Genomic DNA, 16,466 nt, shown 5'->3' with positions numbered 1-16,466 from the left:
AGGGGCAATGGAGTTCGCTTTTTATATCTGTGGCCTGGTCGCCATCCTGACGACGGTACGCGTGATTACGCATACCAACCCGGTACACGCGTTGCTGTATCTGATTGTGTCTCTGCTGGCGATTGCCGGGGTCTTCTTTTCACTCGGCGCATACTTCGCCGGGGCGCTGGAGATCATCGTCTACGCCGGGGCCATCATGGTGCTGTTTGTGTTTGTGGTGATGATGCTGAACCTCGGCAATACCGTGGTCGAGCAGGAGCGCAACTGGCTGTCGCCGCAAATCTGGATTGGCCCGGCGCTGCTCTCCGCAGTGCTGCTGGTGGTAATGATTTACGCCATCCTCGGCGTTAACGATCAGGGTATCGAGGGGACGGCGATTGGCGCGAAAGCGGTTGGCATTACGCTGTTTGGTCCTTACGTACTGGCGGTAGAACTGGCTTCGATGCTGCTGCTGGCGGGGCTGGTTGTTGCTTTCCATCTGGGACGCGAAGACCGCCCGGGCGAAGTGCTGAGCAATCGCACGGAAGACCGCGCGAAAAGAAAAACGGAGGAGCACGCATGATCCCGTTGCAACATGGATTGATCCTCGCTGCGATTTTGTTTGTTTTGGGGCTGACCGGTCTGGTTATCCGCCGCAACCTGCTGTTTATGCTGATTGGGCTGGAAATCATGATTAACGCCGCTGCGCTGGCCTTTGTGGTCGCGGGCAGCTACTGGGGTCAGACCGACGGACAGGTGATGTACATTCTCGCCATTAGCCTCGCGGCTGCCGAAGCGAGCATTGGCCTGGCGTTGCTGCTGCAACTCCATCGTCGCCGCCAGAATCTGAATATCGATTCAGTAAGTGAGATGCGTGGATGAACATGCTCGCCTTAACCATTATTTTTCCTTTTATTGGCTTTGTGCTGCTGGCGTTTTCCCGTGGCCGCTGGTCGGAAAATGTTTCCGCAACCGTAGGTGTCGGGTCGATTGGTCTGGCTGCGCTGGTTACCGCGTATGCGGGCGTTGATTTCTTCAATCACGGCCAGCAACCTTTCGCAAAACCGCTGTGGACGTGGATGGCGGTCGGTGATTTCAACATCGGCTTCAATCTGGTGCTGGATGGCCTCTCTCTGACCATGCTTTCCGTGGTTACCGGTGTTGGCTTCCTGATCCACATGTACGCCTCCTGGTATATGCGTGGTGAAGAGGGTTACTCCCGCTTCTTCGCCTACACCAACCTGTTTATCGCCAGCATGGTCGTTCTGGTGCTGGGTGATAACCTGCTGTTGATGTACCTCGGCTGGGAAGGTGTGGGTCTGTGCTCCTATCTGCTGATTGGTTTCTACTACACCGATCCGAAGAATGGCGCCGCGGCGATGAAAGCGTTCGTCGTTACCCGCGTGGGTGACGTGTTCCTCGCTTTCGCACTGTTCATTCTTTACAACGAACTGGGCACGCTGAACTTCCGCGAAATGGTTGAACTGGCACCGCAGCACTTCGCCAACGGCAATAACATGCTGATGTGGGCGACGCTGATGCTGCTGGGTGGTGCGGTGGGTAAATCCGCGCAGCTGCCGTTGCAGACCTGGCTTGCGGATGCGATGGCTGGCCCGACCCCGGTTTCTGCGCTGATCCACGCGGCGACGATGGTTACCGCCGGTGTCTACCTGATTGCACGTACGCACGGCTTGTTCCTGTTGACGCCGGAAGTGCTGCATCTGGTGGGTATTGTGGGTGCCGTAACGCTGCTGATGGCGGGTTTCGCCGCGCTGGTGCAGACCGATATCAAACGTGTGCTCGCATACTCCACCATGAGCCAGATTGGTTACATGTTCCTGGCGCTGGGCGTACAGGCGTGGGATGCGGCGATTTTCCACCTGATGACGCACGCGTTCTTTAAAGCGCTGCTGTTCCTCTCCTCCGGTTCGGTGATCCTCGCGTGTCATCACGAGCAGAACATCTTCAAAATGGGTGGCCTGCGTAAGTCGATTCCGCTGGTGTATGTTTGCTTCCTGGTCGGTGGTGCGGCGCTGTCCGCGTTGCCGATGATCACCGCAGGCTTCTTCAGTAAGGACGAAATCCTTGCTGGTGCGGTAGCAAATGGTCATATCAATCTGATGATTGCAGGCCTGGTCGGTGCCTTTATGACATCGCTCTACACCTTCCGTCTGATTTTCATTGTTTTCCACGGAAAAGAACAAATCCACGCGCATGCAGGGAAGGGGATTACCCATCATCTGCCGCTGATCGTGTTGCTGGTGCTGTCTACCTTTGTTGGCGCGATGATCGTGCCGCCGCTGAAAGGCGTGTTGCCGGAAACCACCGAGCTTGCGCACAGCAGTGTCGTGATGCTGGAAGTGGCATCCGGTGCGGTAGCGATTATCGGTATCCTGCTGGCAGCCTGGCTGTGGCTGGGTAACCGCACACTGGTGCATTCGATTGCCAACAGCGCAACGGGGCGTTTCTTCGGTACCTGGTGGTTCAATGCCTGGGGCTTCGACTGGCTTTACGATCGCGTCTTTGTGAAGCCATACCTCGGTATCGCATGGTTGCTGAAGAGCGATCCGCTCAATGCGCTGATGAACATCCCGGCGATCCTTTCCCGCTTCGCAGGCAAAGGTCTGCTGTTTAGCGAGAACGGCTACCTGCGCTGGTATGTGGCATCCATGAGCATTGGCGCGGTTGTCGTGCTGGCGCTGTTGATGGTATTGCGCTGAGTTTGTTGGCCGGCTGAGTGCGCTTAGCCGGCCTGCAAACGGAAAGAGAATTTTTAGAAATTCGTTGAAAATCTGGTCCGAATGGACAGGCGTTATCGGTGAAGTCAGAGTGGACACCGCCTGCGCAGAGCAACCGGAGCGTACAGATGTACGTGAGGATTGCGAGCACAGCCGGGGTTCGCTATGACGAGCAAGATAGCCTGAGACGGACTTAAACAAGGAACAAAAATCGCCATGTTACTACCCTGGCTAATTCTGATTCCCTTTATCGGCGGCTTCCTCTGCTGGCAGACCGAGCGCTTCGGCGTGAAGGTGCCGCGCTGGATCGCGCTGATCACCATGGGACTGACGCTGGCGCTTTCTCTGCAACTCTGGTTGCAGGGCGGCTATTCTCTGACGCAAGTCACCGGCCTTCCGCAGTGGCAGGAAACGTTCAAGCATGACTGGATCCCGCGCTTTGGCATTAGCATTCATCTGGCGATGGATGGTTTGTCGCTGCTGATGGTGGTGCTGACCGGCTTCCTCGGCGTGCTGGCGGTGCTCTGCTCCTGGCGTGAAATCGAGAAATATCAGGGCTTCTTCCACCTGAACCTGATGTGGATCCTCGGCGGCGTTATCGGCGTGTTCCTTGCCATCGACATGTTCCTGTTCTTCTTCTTCTGGGAAATGATGCTGGTGCCGATGTACTTCCTGATCGCGCTGTGGGGCCATAAAGCCTCCGACGGGAAGACGCGTATTACCGCGGCGACCAAGTTCTTCATTTATACCCAGGCGAGCGGCCTGGTCATGCTGATTGCCATCCTGGCGCTGGTGCTGGTGCACTACAACGCGACCGGCGTATGGACTTTCGCTTACGAAGATTTGCTGAAGACGCCGATGTCCGGCAATGTCGAATATCTGCTGATGCTCGGTTTCTTTATCGCCTTTGCGGTAAAAATGCCGGTGGTGCCGCTGCACGGCTGGCTGCCAGACGCGCACTCGCAGGCACCGACCGCCGGTTCCGTTGACCTCGCGGGCATCTTGCTGAAAACCGCCGCTTACGGTCTGCTGCGCTTCTCGCTGCCGCTGTTCCCGAACGCGTCGGCAGAGTTTGCGCCTATCGCCATGTGGCTTGGCGTGATCGGTATCTTCTACGGCGCGTGGATGGCCTTCACCCAGACCGATATCAAACGTCTGATCGCGTATACCTCTGTGTCTCACATGGGCTTTGTACTGATTGCTATCTACACCGGCAGCCAGCTTGCTTACCAGGGCGCGGTGATTCAGATGATTGCCCACGGTCTTTCCGCTGCGGGTCTGTTTATTCTGTGCGGCCAGTTGTACGAACGTCTGCATACGCGCGATATGCGTATGATGGGCGGCTTGTGGAGCAAAATTAAGTGGCTGCCGGCGCTGTCAATGTTCTTTGCCGTCGCAACGCTTGGGATGCCGGGTACCGGTAACTTCGTGGGTGAATTCATGATCCTGTTCGGCAGCTACCAGGTTGTGCCGACGATCACGGTGATTTCCACCTTCGGCCTGGTGTTCGCGTCGGTGTACTCGCTGGCGATGCTGCATCGTGCTTACTTCGGCAAGGCGAAAAGCGAACTCGCCAGCCAGGAACTGCGGGGTCTGTCGCTGCGCGAGCTGTTTATGATTCTGATCCTGGTTGTGCTTCTGGTACTGCTTGGCTTCTATCCGCAGCCGATTCTGGATACATCGCATGCCGCGATGGGCAATATCCAGCAGTGGTTTGTTAATTCTGTTACTACTACAAGGCCGTAAATCGCCATGACGATAACTCCACAACACCTGATTGCGCTGCTGCCGCTGCTAATCGTCGGATTGACGGTGGTGGTTGTGATGCTCTCCATTGCGTGGCGACGCAACCATTTTCTCAATGCCACGCTGTCGGTCATTGGCCTGAACGTCGCGCTGCTCTCTTTGTGGTTCGTCGGCCAGGCGGGGGCGATGGATGTCACCCCGCTGATGCGCGTCGATGGCTACGCCATGCTTTACACCGGCCTGGTGCTGCTGGCGAGCCTCGCCACTTGCACTTTTGCCTATCCGTGGCTGGAAGGGTATAGCGATAACAAAGAAGAGTTTTATCTGCTGGTACTGATTGCCGCGCTCGGCGGTATTCTGCTGGCGAACGCGAATCACATGGCGGCGCTGTTCCTCGGTATTGAGCTGATCTCTCTGCCGCTGTTCGGGCTGGTGGGCTACGCCTTCCGCCAGAAACGTTCGCTGGAAGCCAGTATCAAATACACCATTTTGTCCGCAGCCGCCTCCTCGTTCTTGCTGTTCGGTATCGCGCTGGTTTATGCGCAAACTGGCAACCTGTCGTTTGTCGCGATCGGTAAAAGCCTGGGCGAAGGGATGCTGCATGAACCGCTGCTGCTGGCGGGTCTGGGCATGATGATTGTCGGACTTGGCTTTAAACTCTCGCTGGTGCCGTTCCATCTGTGGACGCCAGATGTTTACCAGGGCGCGCCTGCGCCGGTGTCCACCTTCCTGGCCACCGCCAGCAAAATCGCCATTTTTGGCGTGGTGATGCGTCTGTTCCTTTACGCACCGGTGGGCGAAAGCGAAGCGGTTCGCGTGGTTCTGGGGATCATCGCCTTCGTCTCCATCATCTTCGGTAACCTGATGGCGCTGAGCCAGACCAACATTAAACGTCTACTGGGCTTCTCCTCTATTTCGCATCTGGGTTACCTGCTGGTGGCGCTGATTGCGCTGCAAGGCGGCCAGATGTCGATGGAAACCGTTGGTGTTTACCTGGCCGGTTATCTGTTCAGCAGCCTTGGCGCGTTCGGTGTGGTAAGCCTGATGTCCAGCCCGTATCGCGGCCCGGATGCAGAGTCGCTTTACTCCTACCGTGGCCTGTTCTGGCACCGCCCGATCCTGTCTGCGGTAATGACGGTAATGATGCTGTCGCTGGCGGGTATTCCGATGACGCTGGGCTTTATCGGTAAGTTCTACATTCTGGCGGTCGGTGTTGAAGCGCATCTGTGGTGGCTGACTGCCGCGGTGGTGCTTGGCTCGGCGATTGGTTTGTATTACTACCTGCGCGTGGCGGTGAGTCTCTACCTGAACGCACCGCAACAGTTGAACCGCGATGCACCGTCTAACTGGGCTTACAGCGCAGGCGGGATTGTGGTACTTATCTCCGCGTTACTGGTGCTGCTGTTAGGTATCTATCCGCAGCCGCTGATCAGCATCGTTCAACTGGCGATGCCGATGATGTAAGCCTGGAAACAGGTAAAGAAAAACCGCCGATATCGGCGGTTTTTTTATGGGCTAACCAGATAAATGCGGAACGATTACTTCGCCAGCAGCGGGGTAGACGTTACCTGGTGGTGGCTAATCAGCGGGCCGCGAATATTATTCGCAGCGCGATCCAGCACTTCCTGAATCACGGACGAGAGTTCGTTAATCTCGAACTTCGCCACGTAACCGTCTGCCTGCACTTTACGCACGTGATCTTCGTTAGCACTACCGGAGAGCGATGAGTGGATCACCACCGGGATGTTTTTCAGACGCGGATCGGTTTTGATAAGACGCGTTAAGGTAAACCCATCCATCTCCGGCATCTCAAGGTCGGTCAGGACCATGGAGATCTTATCGCTAACTGCAACACCTTCCGCATCGGCCTGCTGCGCCAGCAACTGGATTTTCTCCCACGCGTCTTTACCGGTGATATGCATCGCACTCGGGATCTGCATCGCGTTGAGGCCTTTTTCCAGCATGGCGCGCGCCACTTTGGAATCTTCGGCCACAATGGCAACAGAACCCGGTTTCAGGTTGAATTTCTTGTCCGGCACATGATCGCCATGTACGTCATGATCCGCAGGCACGATGTCATACAGGATCTGCTCAACGTCCAGCACCATCGCCAGGTTGTTGGTATCCTTATCGTCATCCAGGCAGGCAATACTGGTGATATAGCGACCATTGATCGCTTTTTCGGCCGTGTGCACCTGTTTCCAGTCCAGGCGAATAATATTTTCCACGGACTCAACGGCAAATGCCTGCACGCTACGGGCATATTCCGTAATCAGTAAGATGTTCAGACCGCTTGCAGGTTTACAACCCGCTACGGCGGCAAGGTCAATCACCGGGATCACCTGATCGCGAATGTTGACCATCCCCATCAGTGGAGCTTTCATCCCTGCGGGACGGGTAAAGGTGGGCATCGGTACGATTTCGCGTAGCTTAAATACGTTGATGCCAAATAACTCGGATTTGGTGGCATCTAACGATGTGCCAAGGCGAAACAGCAACAGCTCAAACCGGTTCGACAGAGTAAGATTCGCCCTGTCATCGATGTCTTTCTGGAAATTGTCCATCATGCCCTCAAATAGGAAATGCCTGCGTATATCTATTATCGGCATGGTGGAGAAAAAATAGAGTGCCTAAATTAAAATCAAATGTGAACTACCGCAAAATCTTCAGCCAATGTCGTTTGCGAAAAGTACGTTTTACACTCGGCGAGCATCGCCAGGCTGCCTTGTTCGTCATAACGTGAACTGAGATGGGTAATCACCAACTTTTTTGCACCGGCATCGGCAGCGAGTTGCGCCGCCTGGCGGGTTGAGCTGTGTCCCCGGCTGTTCGCTTTTTCCTCCATCGCCTGCTCAAGTGTGGCTTCATGTACCAGTAAATCCACGCCTTGCGCCAGTTCCAGCGCGGCCGGGCAGGGGGCAGTGTCGCCAAAAATCGCCAGTTTTTTTCCGCTTTCTGCCGGGGCGAGATAATCCGCGCCATTGATGATGCGCCCGTCAGGCAGCGTGACGGTTTTCCCCTCTTTTAATTGCTGGAACAGCGGCCCTGCCGGGATGCCTTGCGCTTTTAACGCCGCCGCATTCAGCGCGCCGGGTTTATCATGCTCTTCAATCCGGTAGCCGTAGCACTCCACCGGGTGCGACAGCGGGTAAGCGGTCACTTTGCGCAAACCATCATCAACCACCAGCCCAGGCGTCACTTCTTCAATCGTCAGCGGGTAATCGGTCCATGAACCGCTAAGCCGCAGCGTGGTTTCCACAAACTCATGAATCCCTTTCGGACCGTAAATCTGTAGCGGCTGAACATTGCCAGCCATTGAGCGGCTGCATAACAACCCAGGCAGCCCGAAAAGATGATCGCCATGCAGGTGAGTAATAAAAATTTTATCGAGTTTGCCAGGGTGAAAGGCGGTGCGCAGCATCTGGTGCTGGGTTCCTTCGCCGCAATCAAACAGCCAAAGCCCGGCGCGGGTTGGGTGTTGTAAATTGAGCAGCATCGCCGTGACATTACGCGCCCGTGTAGGTACGCCCGCAGAGGTGCCTAAGAAAATCAGTTCCACAATCTTTGCCCGAATGAAAAAGAATCTAGTATAACGAGGTCACTATAAATGAGGAGAACAACATGATCCGCTGGCAGGATGTGCACCATTCCGAACTGACCGTTCCTGAGCTGTACGCGTTACTGAAATTGCGCTGCGAAGTGTTTGTGGTTGAGCAGGCCTGCGCTTATCTGGATGTGGATGGTGATGACCTGGTGGGCGAGAACCGCCATATTCTCGGCTGGAAAGACGACGAACTGGTGGCGTATGCGAGGATTCTGAAAAGTGACGATGATCTCTCGCCGGTGGCTATCGGTCGGGTGATTGTCAGTGCGCAGGTTCGCGGCGAAAAACTGGGCTATCAGTTAATGGAACGCGCGGTGCTTTCCTGCGAGCAACACTGGCCGCAGCACGCGCTATATCTGGGCGCGCAGGCACATCTCCAATCTTTCTATGCCCATTTTGGTTTCCAGGCGGTGACGGATGTGTATGACGAAGATGGTATCGCGCATATCGGGATGGCGCGCGAGATCCGCCAGGCGTAACCGGCAGCCTTTGTCTATAGTTAGCGGACAGGTGCATAACATGGAGACAACAGATGGCATATCATTCTTATGAATCACATATTGATGACGACCTGACCCTGCTGAGCGAAACGCTGGAAGAAATTCTCCGCTCATCGGGCGATCCTGCCGATCAAAAGTACATTGAGTTGAAGGCCCGTGCCGAACAGGCGCTGCATGACGTGAAAAACCGCGTCAGCAGCGCATCGGATACGTATTACTACCGTGCGAAAAAAGCCGTCTATCGCGCAGACGACTACGTGCATGAAAAACCGTGGCAGGGCATTGGTGCCGGTGCCGCAGTGGGTCTGGTGCTCGGTCTGCTGTTAGCCCGCCGCTAACGTTTCACTTCCCCTCCCTGGAAGGGGGTACTGTTATTACGCTAAGTACCCCGTATACTATGTGGTTTTTAACAGGGAGGGGCTCGCGTGTACTCCATTTCCTCGGCGCTTTCACACTTACACCGCTGCCTGACCGGCGCCATTCCCCGGTCGTCAGGATTGTGCTTTTTTGATGCACCTTTCCCGTTAAACGACGCTTTTGATCCCCTGACGTGGCTCGCCAGCCAACACGTGTGGCCGCAATTTTACTGGCAGCAACGTAGCGGCGATGACGAAGCCGCCGCGCTTGGCGCATTGCGCCGTTTCTCTTCTTTATCCCTGGCGCAAGATTTTATGCAGCAATGCGCTGAAGATGTCCGCATCTGGGGGCTTAACGCCTTTGATCCCACGCAGGGCGAACTGTTTTTACCGCGCCTGGAGTGGCGTCGGGAAGGCGGTCACGCCTTTCTGCGCGTGTACATTTTCAGCGAGACTTCCCTCTGTGATGACGCACAGCGCGCAATCGCATTTCTTTCGGCGCTGGTGGAATCGACACCGCTGCAAAACGTGCAGCAAACGTGCCTTGAGCAGCATCACATCCCCGAGCGCGATGGCTGGCGAACGCTGATTGCGCAGGCGTTGCAAACGCTGGAAAGCGGCGAACTGGATAAAGTCGTGCTCGCCCGCGCAACGGATTACCATTTTGCCAGCGCGGTGGATGCCGCCGCATTGATGGCCGCCAGCCGTCGCCTCAATCATCACTGCTTTCATTTCATGATGGCGTTCGACGCGCAAACGGCATTTTTAGGCTCCTCGCCCGAGCGGCTCTGGCGGCGTCGCGGCACGGCTTTGCGCACCGAAGCGCTGGCCGGAACGGTGACCAATCATGAAGATGACCAGCAGGCGCAACAGCTTGCCGACTGGCTAATGGCCGATGATAAAAACCAGCGTGAAAATATGCTGGTAGTGGAGGATATCTGCCAGCGTTTACAACAGCAGACCGGTGCGCTGGAGGTGCTGCCGCCGAAGGTGGTCCGGCTGCGTAAAGTACAGCATCTTCGCCGCTGTATCTGGACCGATCTGCAAACGCCGGATGACGCGCTCTGCCTGCAAATGCTCCAGCCGACAGCGGCAGTTGCGGGATTACCCCGCCGTGAAGCGCGGGCATTTATTGCGCGTCATGAGCCTTTTCAGCGCGCGTGGTATGCCGGTTCGGCGGGCTATCTTTCGCGGCAACAGAGCGAGTTCTGCGTTGCCCTGCGTTCGGCAAAAATTGACGGCAATACCGTGCGTCTTTACGCCGGTGCGGGCATTGTTTCCGGTTCAGACCCGGAGCAAGAGTGGCAGGAAATTGAGAACAAAGCGGCGGGATTACGATCATTATTACAACTTAGTCACGCATAACCGACTCATATCAAAAATACATAGTTCCTGATTATTTATACTAAGCCGTAATATTGATACCGGACAAATTCATGTCGATAAGCTCATTTAACCGACGCTGGGCGGCGGTGATCCTCGAAGCTCTTACCCGTCACGGCGTCAGGCATGTATGCATTGCCCCGGGATCGCGTTCCACCCCATTAACGCTCGCCGCAGCGGAAAATCACGCCTTTATTCACCATACCCATTTTGATGAGCGTGGCTTAGGCCATCTTGCGCTGGGGCTGGCAAAGGCCAGCAATGAGCCGGTGGCGGTGATCGTGACATCCGGCACGGCGGTGGCGAACCTTTATCCCGCGCTGATTGAAGCAGGGCTGACCGGTGAAAAACTGGTGCTGCTGACGGCAGATCGACCGCCGGAGTTGATTGATTGCGGTGCCAACCAGGCAATTCGCCAGCCGGGCATGTTTGCCACGCATCCCGCTGAATCTCTCGCGCTGCCGCGACCCTCACAGGACATTCCTGCGCGCTGGCTGGTTTCCACCCTTGATAACCTGCTGGGTTCATTACAGGGCGGCGCGGTACACATTAACTGTCCGTTTGCCGAGCCGCTGTACGGTGAAATGGATGATACCGGCCTTGCCTGGCAGCAGGCGCTGGGTGACTGGTGGCAGTCAGACACGCCATGGCTGCGCGCACCGAACAGGGTGAACAGCGAAACGCAGCGCGACTGGTTTTTCTGGCGACAAAAACGCGGCGTGATCGTAGCTGGTCGCATGAGCGCGGCTGAAGGCCGTTTGCTTGCTGAATGGGCGAAAACGCTCGGCTGGCCGCTGATTGGCGATGCGCTTTCGCAGACCGGGCAACCGCTGCCATGTGCCGATCTCTGGCTCGGCAATGGCCAGGCAGTGGCGGAGCTGAATCAGGCGCAGATTGTGTTGCAGTTTGGCAGCAGTCTGACCGGCAAACGTCTGTTGCAGTGGCAGGCGACCTGCGAACCGGAAGAGTACTGGCTGATTGATCGCCTGCAAGGGCGGCTCGATCCGGCCCACCATCGCGGGCGTCGGCTGGTTTCCAGCGTTGCTGGCTGGCTGGAGCAGCATCCGGCTGAACCGCGCGCCCCCTGGTGCGAGGCGATCCCACGCCTTTCGGCGCAGGCCTGGGAAACCGTTTGTGCGAAGCGTGATATTTTTGGCGAGGCACAGCTGGCGCACCGCATCGCGGATTATTTGCCAGCCCAGGGCCAGCTTTTTCTTGGCAACAGCCTGGTCGTGCGGCTGGTCGATGCGCTGGGGCAACTCCCGGCGGGATATCCGGTTTACAGCAATCGCGGCGCCAGTGGTATTGACGGCTTGCTTTCAACGGCGGCGGGCGTTCAGCGCGCTACAGCGCGGCCTACGCTGGCGATTGTGGGCGATCTCTCCGCGCTTTACGACCTCAATGCGCTGGCGCTGCTGCGGCAGGCTTCTGCGCCATTCGTCCTGCTGGTGGTGAATAACAATGGCGGGCAAATTTTTTCGTTACTGCCCACGCCGCCCGCCGAGCGCGAGCAGTTTTATTTGATGCCACAGAATGTCCATTTTGCGCATGCGGCGGCGATGTTTAGCCTTGCTTACCATCAACCGGAGAATTGGGCTGAGCTTGAGCAGGCGCTGGAAGGCGCCTGGTGCAAGCCTGGTGCGACGGTGATTGAACTGGTGGTAAATGCAACTGACGGCGCGCAGACGTTACAAACGCTGCTGGCGCAGGTAAGCCATCTGTGATCCTGCACGGCCAGGCCATTAGTGGACACCAGCCGCAACCGTGGCTGGTGTTTCTGCATGGTTTTTCCGGCGATAACCGCGAATGGCAGCACGTTGGCGACGCGCTGAGTGATTTCCCGCGCTTGTACCTCGATCTGCCCGGACATGGTGGTTCAGCCCATACTGGCGTTGCTTCCTTTGATGCGCTGGACGCGCTGCTGCGCACCACCCTTGAGCACTACAACATACGCAACTACTGGCTGGTGGGGTATTCGCTTGGTGGGCGCGTGGCGATGTACCACGCCTGCCAGCATCCTGTCGGGCTGTGTGGCCTGGTGGTTGAAGGTGGTCATCCCGGGCTGACATCCGTGGATGATCGCGCACAGCGGCTGCGTAATGATCAGCAATGGGCTGCGCGTTTTCGCCAGCAGCCATTGAGTGAGGTATTTGACGCCTGGTACCGGCAGCCTGTTTTTGCCACGCTGAGTGAATCGCAACGGGCGGCGCTGGTGGCGACACGCTGCGAGAATAACGGTGCGACGCTGGCGGCGATGCTGGAGGCAACCTCGCTTGCCTGCCAGCCCGATTTACGCGCCGTACTTCAGACACTTTCTGTGCCAGTACATTATTTATACGGTGAACATGACAGCAAATTTCAGGCGCTGGCGACGCAAGTCTCGCGCCACTGTCACGCCATTCCTGCCGCCGGGCACAACGCGCACCGGGAAAATCCCGCTGCCGTTATTGCCGCCCTGGCGCGTATTCTGCGTCTTGAGACAAAGGACACACTATGATCCACCCAGATGAAAACATGCTTTATGCGCCGGTTGAATGGCGTGACTGTTCTGAAGGTTACACCGACATCCGTTATCAGAAATCGGCCGATGGTATTGCCAAAATCACCATTAACCGCCCGCAGGTGCGCAATGCGTTCCGTCCGCTGACGGTCAAAGAGATGATTCAGGCCATGGCTGACGCGCGCTATGACGACAGCGTGGGCGTGATTATTCTCACCGGCGAAGGGGAAAAAGCCTTCTGTTCCGGCGGTGATCAAAAAGTGCGCGGCGATTACGGCGGCTACCAGGATGACTCCGGTGTGCATCATCTCAACGTGCTGGATTTCCAGCGCCAGATCCGCACCTGCCCGAAACCGGTGGTGGCGATGGTGGCGGGTTACTCCATCGGCGGCGGCCACGTGCTGCACATGATGTGCGATCTGACTATCGCAGCGGAAAACGCCATTTTCGGCCAGACCGGCCCGAAAGTCGGCTCCTTCGATGGCGGCTGGGGCGCGTCTTACATGGCGCGCATCGTGGGGCAGAAAAAAGCCCGCGAAATCTGGTTCCTGTGCCGTCAGTACAACGCTCAGGAAGCGTTGGATATGGGCCTGGTCAACACCGTCGTGCCGGTTGCCGATCTTGAAAAAGAGACCGTGCGCTGGTGTCGCGAAATGCTGCAAAACAGCCCGATGGCGCTGCGCTGCCTGAAAGCCGCGCTGAACGCCGACTGCGATGGTCAGGCGGGGCTGCAGGAGCTGGCGGGTAACGCCACCATGCTGTTCTACATGACCGAAGAAGGGCAGGAAGGCCGCAATGCGTTTAACGAAAAACGCCAGCCTGATTTCAGCAAATTCAAACGGAATCCATAATGCGACAGGCGCAGGTTTATCGCTGGCAAATCCCGCTTGATGGGGGTGTGGTGCTGCGTGAGCGGCGCCTGAAAACACGTGACGGATTGTTCGTTCATCTCACCGAAGGCGAGCGCGAAGGCTGGGGGGAGATTTCCCCTCTGCCGGGGTTTAGCCTGGAAACGCTGGATGACGTTCAACCGGTTGTGATGGCGTGGGCGCGTAGCTGGTGCGATGGCGAACAGCCACCGTTGCCTGACGTACCTTCTGCGGCATTTGGTTTGAGTTGCGCGCTGGCAGAGCTTGGTGATGCGCTGCCGCAGGCGGCGGATTACCGCGCCGCGATGCTGTGTAGCGGTGATCCGGACGAGCTGTTCGCCGCGCTTGCTGCTTTGCCGGGTGAAAAGCTGGCGAAAGTGAAAGTGGGGCTGTATGAAGCGGTGCGTGACGGCATGGTGGTCAACTTGCTGCTGGAATCCATTCCCGATCTCCGGTTGAGGCTGGATGCTAACCGTGCCTGGACGCCGCTGAAAGCGCAACAGTTTGCGAAGTATGTCAACCCGGCTTACCGCTCGCGCATTGCGTTTCTCGAAGAGCCCTGCAAGACGCGCGAGGAGTCACTGGCGTTTGCCCGCGAGACCGGCATTACTCTCGCCTGGGATGAGAGCCTGCGTGACGCAGACTTTCGTTTTGAGCAGCAGCCAGGCGTCGGCGCCGTGGTGATTAAACCGATGTTGACCGGCAGCTTGCAGAAAGTCCAACAGCAGGTTGCAGCGGCGAAAGCGCTGGGGCTGACGACCGTTATCAGTTCGTCAATCGAATCGAGCCTTGGTCTGACGCAACTGGCGCGTATCGCCGCCTGGCTGACGCCGGGAACGGTGCCGGGTCTGGATACGCTGCAATTAATGCAAACGCAGTTGATCCGCCGCTGGCCTGAGAGTGATTTACCCTGCTTGCAGGTTGATGCGCTGGAACCATTGCTATGATTTTTCCCGACTGGCCCTGGCGTCACTGGCGCACGCTACAAGGCGCGCAGGTGGCGATTCGCCTTGAGCAGCAAAGCCTTAACTGGCATGAGCTCTGTGTGCGTATTGACAAGCTGGCCAGCGGGTTTGCCCGCCAGGGCGTGCAGTCGGGCGACGGCGTTATGCTGCGCGCGCGCAATCAGCCGGAAACGCTGCTGGCGTGGCTGGCGCTGTTGCAATGCGGCGCGCGGGTTTTGCCGCTGAACCCGCAGTTACCCGCCACGCAACTGGAGGCGCTGTTAGGGCAGTTGACGCTGCGTTTCGCGCTCGATCTGGAGTCGCATGCGGCGTATGCCGGTTTAACATCGCTGGCGTTAAGCGAGGTTGACGGCAATTATGCCGTTGACTGGCAGCCTCAACGGCTGGCCTCAATGACTCTGACTTCCGGCTCTACCGGCCTGCCGAAAGCCGCCGTGCATACCTGCGCGGCGCATCTTGCCAGTGCGCAGGGCGTACTGGCGCTGATCCCGTTTACCGCGCAAGACGACTGGTTTCTCTCGCTGCCGCTGTTTCATGTTTCCGGGCAGGGAATTTTGTGGCGCTGGCTGCTGGCCGGGGCGCGGATCACCGTGCGGCAAAAAGCACCGCTGGAGCAGGCGCTGGCCGGGTGCAGCCACGCCTCGCTGGTTCCAACGCAGCTGTGGCGCTTGTTAAATGACAACGTTCCGGTCTCGCTGAAAGCGGTGTTACTGGGCGGTGCCGCGATCCCTGTTGAACTCACGCAGCAGGCACGTGAGCGCGGTGTCCGCAGCTGGTGCGGCTACGGCTTAACCGAATTCGCTTCGACGGTGTGTGCGAAAGAGGCCGATGGCAAGCCTGATGTCGGCTACGCGCTGCCAGGGCGTGAAGTGAAAATTGTCGGCGAGGAAGTCTGGTTGCGTGCGGCCAGCATGGCGTCGGGTTACTGGTGCAACGGAGAGCTCCTCCCGCTGGTAAACAGTGAAGGCTGGTTTGCCACGCGCGATCGCGGCGAGCTGAGCGATGGTCGCCTGACCATTCACGGGCGTCTGGACAATCTTTTTTTCAGCGGCGGGGAAGGCATTCAGCCAGAAGAAGTTGAACGCGTTATTGCCCGCCACCCGCAGGTGCAGCAGGTGCTGGTGGTGCCTGTCGATGACGCCGAATTTGGTCAACGCCCGGTGGCGGTAGTGGAGTGCGCAGGCGATGTTGATGCCGATGCGCTGAGCCAGTGGGTCGCCGATAAACTGGCCCGTTTCCAGCAGCCGGTACGCTGGCTTATGATGCCCGCAGCGCTTAAAAATGGCGGCATTAAAATCTCCCGTAGTGCAGTGTCACAATGGGTCGCCAGCCACTCTTAGAGCAAGCCTTTCATCTTTAACGTAGTGCGGGTCGCGTCGTTCAGATCGTAGCGGTACAGATCCGCAGGTTTTACCCATGCGTAATCCTGGAATTCGTTATTAATACTGACGTCGCGATTGGCGCTGATGCAGTCAAAAATTAAGTAAATCATGTAGATCTGCTCTTTAATGCCGTCAGCATAGGTTTTCACCCGAATATCGTCGCGAAATGTCCATGGGGTGATTTCTCTCAGCTCCAGCTTGTCGCCCAGTTCCTCACGGATCTCCCGGCGCAGCGCCTCTTCAATCCGCTCGCCAGGCTCCACACCGCCGCCGGATAATGCCCATTGACCGGGGAAAACACCGCGATTGTCGGCCATCTTACACAGCAAATAGGCGCCGTCGTTTTGAATCAATGGGCACACAATCGTCCGTTGTCGCATGGTTAACTCCTTTAGCATGGTGAACATAACGCGCCATGTTAACGCAAGCGCTGGTGCAGAAAAA

At 57.2% G+C, this 16,466-nt stretch carries 16 protein-coding genes; 13 read left to right on the top strand and 3 right to left on the bottom strand.

What is annotated here, in order from left to right:
* The first annotated feature begins 7 nt into the window (after positions 1 to 7).
* The 5 genes from nuoJ to nuoN all read left to right on the top strand — a co-directional run bounded on the left by nuoJ (position 8) and on the right by nuoN (position 5,927).
* On the top strand, positions 8 to 562 hold the full coding sequence (nuoJ, locus tag RT644_RS08520; RefSeq protein ID WP_017458592.1) for an NADH-quinone oxidoreductase subunit J: 555 nt from the start codon (positions 8 to 10) through the stop codon (positions 560 to 562).
* Entirely contained in the window at positions 559 to 861 is a 303-nt protein-coding gene (nuoK, locus tag RT644_RS08515) for an NADH-quinone oxidoreductase subunit NuoK (protein ID WP_002463445.1), read from the top strand. The genes nuoJ and nuoK overlap by 4 nt, the downstream gene beginning before the upstream one ends.
* Positions 858 to 2,699, top strand: coding sequence for an NADH-quinone oxidoreductase subunit L (nuoL, locus tag RT644_RS08510; RefSeq protein WP_313626374.1), 1,842 nt, complete (start codon positions 858 to 860; stop codon positions 2,697 to 2,699). Before nuoK ends, nuoL begins: the two co-directional genes overlap by 4 nt.
* Before the next feature lie 234 nt (positions 2,700 to 2,933).
* The gene (gene nuoM / locus RT644_RS08505; protein ID WP_020454522.1) at positions 2,934 to 4,463 is read left to right on the top strand and encodes an NADH-quinone oxidoreductase subunit M; all 1,530 of its coding nucleotides are present in this window, start codon (positions 2,934 to 2,936) and stop codon (positions 4,461 to 4,463) included.
* A 6-nt stretch (positions 4,464 to 4,469) separates the two neighbouring features.
* Positions 4,470 to 5,927 (top strand): NADH-quinone oxidoreductase subunit NuoN, encoded by a 1,458-nt coding sequence (gene nuoN / locus RT644_RS08500; protein ID WP_020454521.1) that lies wholly within the window; start codon positions 4,470 to 4,472, stop codon positions 5,925 to 5,927.
* A gap of 74 nt (positions 5,928 to 6,001) precedes the next feature.
* On the opposite strand, the gene RT644_RS08495 is transcribed toward nuoN, so the two are convergent.
* A complete protein-coding gene (locus RT644_RS08495; protein WP_044489694.1) occupies positions 6,002 to 7,027 on the bottom strand; it encodes a chemotaxis protein in 1,026 nt (341 codons plus the stop codon).
* 77 nt (positions 7,028 to 7,104) lie between these two features.
* Positions 7,105 to 8,022: a ribonuclease Z gene (gene rnz / locus RT644_RS08490; RefSeq protein WP_045514220.1), complete on the bottom strand. Its 918-nt coding sequence runs from the start codon at positions 8,020 to 8,022 to the stop codon at positions 7,105 to 7,107.
* A gap of 62 nt (positions 8,023 to 8,084) precedes the next feature.
* Here rnz and RT644_RS08485 point away from each other — a divergent pair, with 62 nt between their 5' ends.
* The 8 genes from RT644_RS08485 (at position 8,085) to menE (ending at position 15,980) form a co-directional block, all read left to right on the top strand.
* On the top strand, positions 8,085 to 8,546 hold the full coding sequence (locus tag RT644_RS08485) for a GNAT family N-acetyltransferase (RefSeq protein ID WP_020454518.1): 462 nt from the start codon (positions 8,085 to 8,087) through the stop codon (positions 8,544 to 8,546).
* A gap of 53 nt (positions 8,547 to 8,599) precedes the next feature.
* A complete protein-coding gene (gene elaB, locus RT644_RS08480; protein WP_020454517.1) occupies positions 8,600 to 8,905 on the top strand; it encodes a stress response protein ElaB in 306 nt (101 codons plus the stop codon).
* Positions 8,906 to 8,992: 87 nt separating this feature from the next.
* On the top strand, positions 8,993 to 10,288 hold the full coding sequence (menF, locus tag RT644_RS08475) for an isochorismate synthase MenF (protein WP_313626373.1): 1,296 nt from the start codon (positions 8,993 to 8,995) through the stop codon (positions 10,286 to 10,288).
* 71 nt (positions 10,289 to 10,359) lie between these two features.
* Positions 10,360 to 12,030 carry a 2-succinyl-5-enolpyruvyl-6-hydroxy-3-cyclohexene-1-carboxylic-acid synthase gene (gene menD / locus RT644_RS08470; RefSeq protein ID WP_313626372.1) on the top strand — a complete coding sequence of 557 codons (1,671 nt, stop codon included), beginning with the start codon at positions 10,360 to 10,362 and terminating at the stop codon, positions 12,028 to 12,030.
* Positions 12,027 to 12,803, top strand: a complete 777-nt coding sequence (gene menH / locus RT644_RS08465) for a 2-succinyl-6-hydroxy-2,4-cyclohexadiene-1-carboxylate synthase (RefSeq protein ID WP_313626371.1) — start codon at positions 12,027 to 12,029, stop codon at positions 12,801 to 12,803. Before menD ends, menH begins: the two co-directional genes overlap by 4 nt.
* Complete coding sequence (menB, locus tag RT644_RS08460) at positions 12,800 to 13,657, top strand: 1,4-dihydroxy-2-naphthoyl-CoA synthase (protein WP_313626370.1); 858 nt, start codon at positions 12,800 to 12,802, stop codon at positions 13,655 to 13,657. Before menH ends, menB begins: the two co-directional genes overlap by 4 nt.
* The gene (gene menC / locus RT644_RS08455) at positions 13,657 to 14,622 is read left to right on the top strand and encodes an o-succinylbenzoate synthase (protein ID WP_313626369.1); all 966 of its coding nucleotides are present in this window, start codon (positions 13,657 to 13,659) and stop codon (positions 14,620 to 14,622) included. Before menB ends, menC begins: the two co-directional genes overlap by 1 nt.
* Positions 14,619 to 15,980, top strand: coding sequence for an o-succinylbenzoate--CoA ligase (gene menE / locus RT644_RS08450; protein ID WP_313626368.1), 1,362 nt, complete (start codon positions 14,619 to 14,621; stop codon positions 15,978 to 15,980). The genes menC and menE overlap by 4 nt, the downstream gene beginning before the upstream one ends.
* Here the strand turns inward: menE and nudI are convergent.
* Positions 15,977 to 16,402: a nucleoside triphosphatase NudI gene (gene nudI / locus RT644_RS08445; protein ID WP_313626367.1), complete on the bottom strand. Its 426-nt coding sequence runs from the start codon at positions 16,400 to 16,402 to the stop codon at positions 15,977 to 15,979. The two genes, menE and nudI, sit on opposite strands and share 4 nt — an antisense overlap.
* Positions 16,403 to 16,466: the final 64 nt, after the last annotated feature.

This window comes from Kosakonia sp. (assembly GCF_032104925.1).
Lineage (GTDB): Bacteria > Pseudomonadota > Gammaproteobacteria > Enterobacterales > Enterobacteriaceae > Kosakonia.
The sequence above is the reverse complement of the archived record's forward strand: the minus strand, read 5'-3'. Positions and strand labels throughout refer to the sequence as shown.

What these genes read in the sequence shown, in the direction of transcription:
- nuoJ (WP_017458592.1), top strand. Translation starts at nt 8, where the DNA reads ATGGAGTTCGCTTTTTATATCTGTGGCCTGGTCGCCATCCTGACGACG.
- nuoK (WP_002463445.1), top strand. Translation starts at nt 559, where the DNA reads ATGATCCCGTTGCAACATGGATTGATCCTCGCTGCGATTTTGTTTGTT.
- nuoL (WP_313626374.1), top strand. Translation starts at nt 858, where the DNA reads ATGAACATGCTCGCCTTAACCATTATTTTTCCTTTTATTGGCTTTGTG.
- nuoM (WP_020454522.1), top strand. Translation starts at nt 2,934, where the DNA reads ATGTTACTACCCTGGCTAATTCTGATTCCCTTTATCGGCGGCTTCCTC.
- nuoN (WP_020454521.1), top strand. Translation starts at nt 4,470, where the DNA reads ATGACGATAACTCCACAACACCTGATTGCGCTGCTGCCGCTGCTAATC.
- RT644_RS08495 (WP_044489694.1), bottom strand. Translation starts at nt 7,027, where the DNA reads ATGGACAATTTCCAGAAAGACATCGATGACAGGGCGAATCTTACTCTG.
- RT644_RS08485 (WP_020454518.1), top strand. Translation starts at nt 8,085, where the DNA reads ATGATCCGCTGGCAGGATGTGCACCATTCCGAACTGACCGTTCCTGAG.
- elaB (WP_020454517.1), top strand. Translation starts at nt 8,600, where the DNA reads ATGGCATATCATTCTTATGAATCACATATTGATGACGACCTGACCCTG.
- menD (WP_313626372.1), top strand. Translation starts at nt 10,360, where the DNA reads ATGTCGATAAGCTCATTTAACCGACGCTGGGCGGCGGTGATCCTCGAA.
- menB (WP_313626370.1), top strand. Translation starts at nt 12,800, where the DNA reads ATGATCCACCCAGATGAAAACATGCTTTATGCGCCGGTTGAATGGCGT.
- menC (WP_313626369.1), top strand. Translation starts at nt 13,657, where the DNA reads ATGCGACAGGCGCAGGTTTATCGCTGGCAAATCCCGCTTGATGGGGGT.
- menE (WP_313626368.1), top strand. Translation starts at nt 14,619, where the DNA reads ATGATTTTTCCCGACTGGCCCTGGCGTCACTGGCGCACGCTACAAGGC.
- nudI (WP_313626367.1), bottom strand. Translation starts at nt 16,402, where the DNA reads ATGCGACAACGGACGATTGTGTGCCCATTGATTCAAAACGACGGCGCC.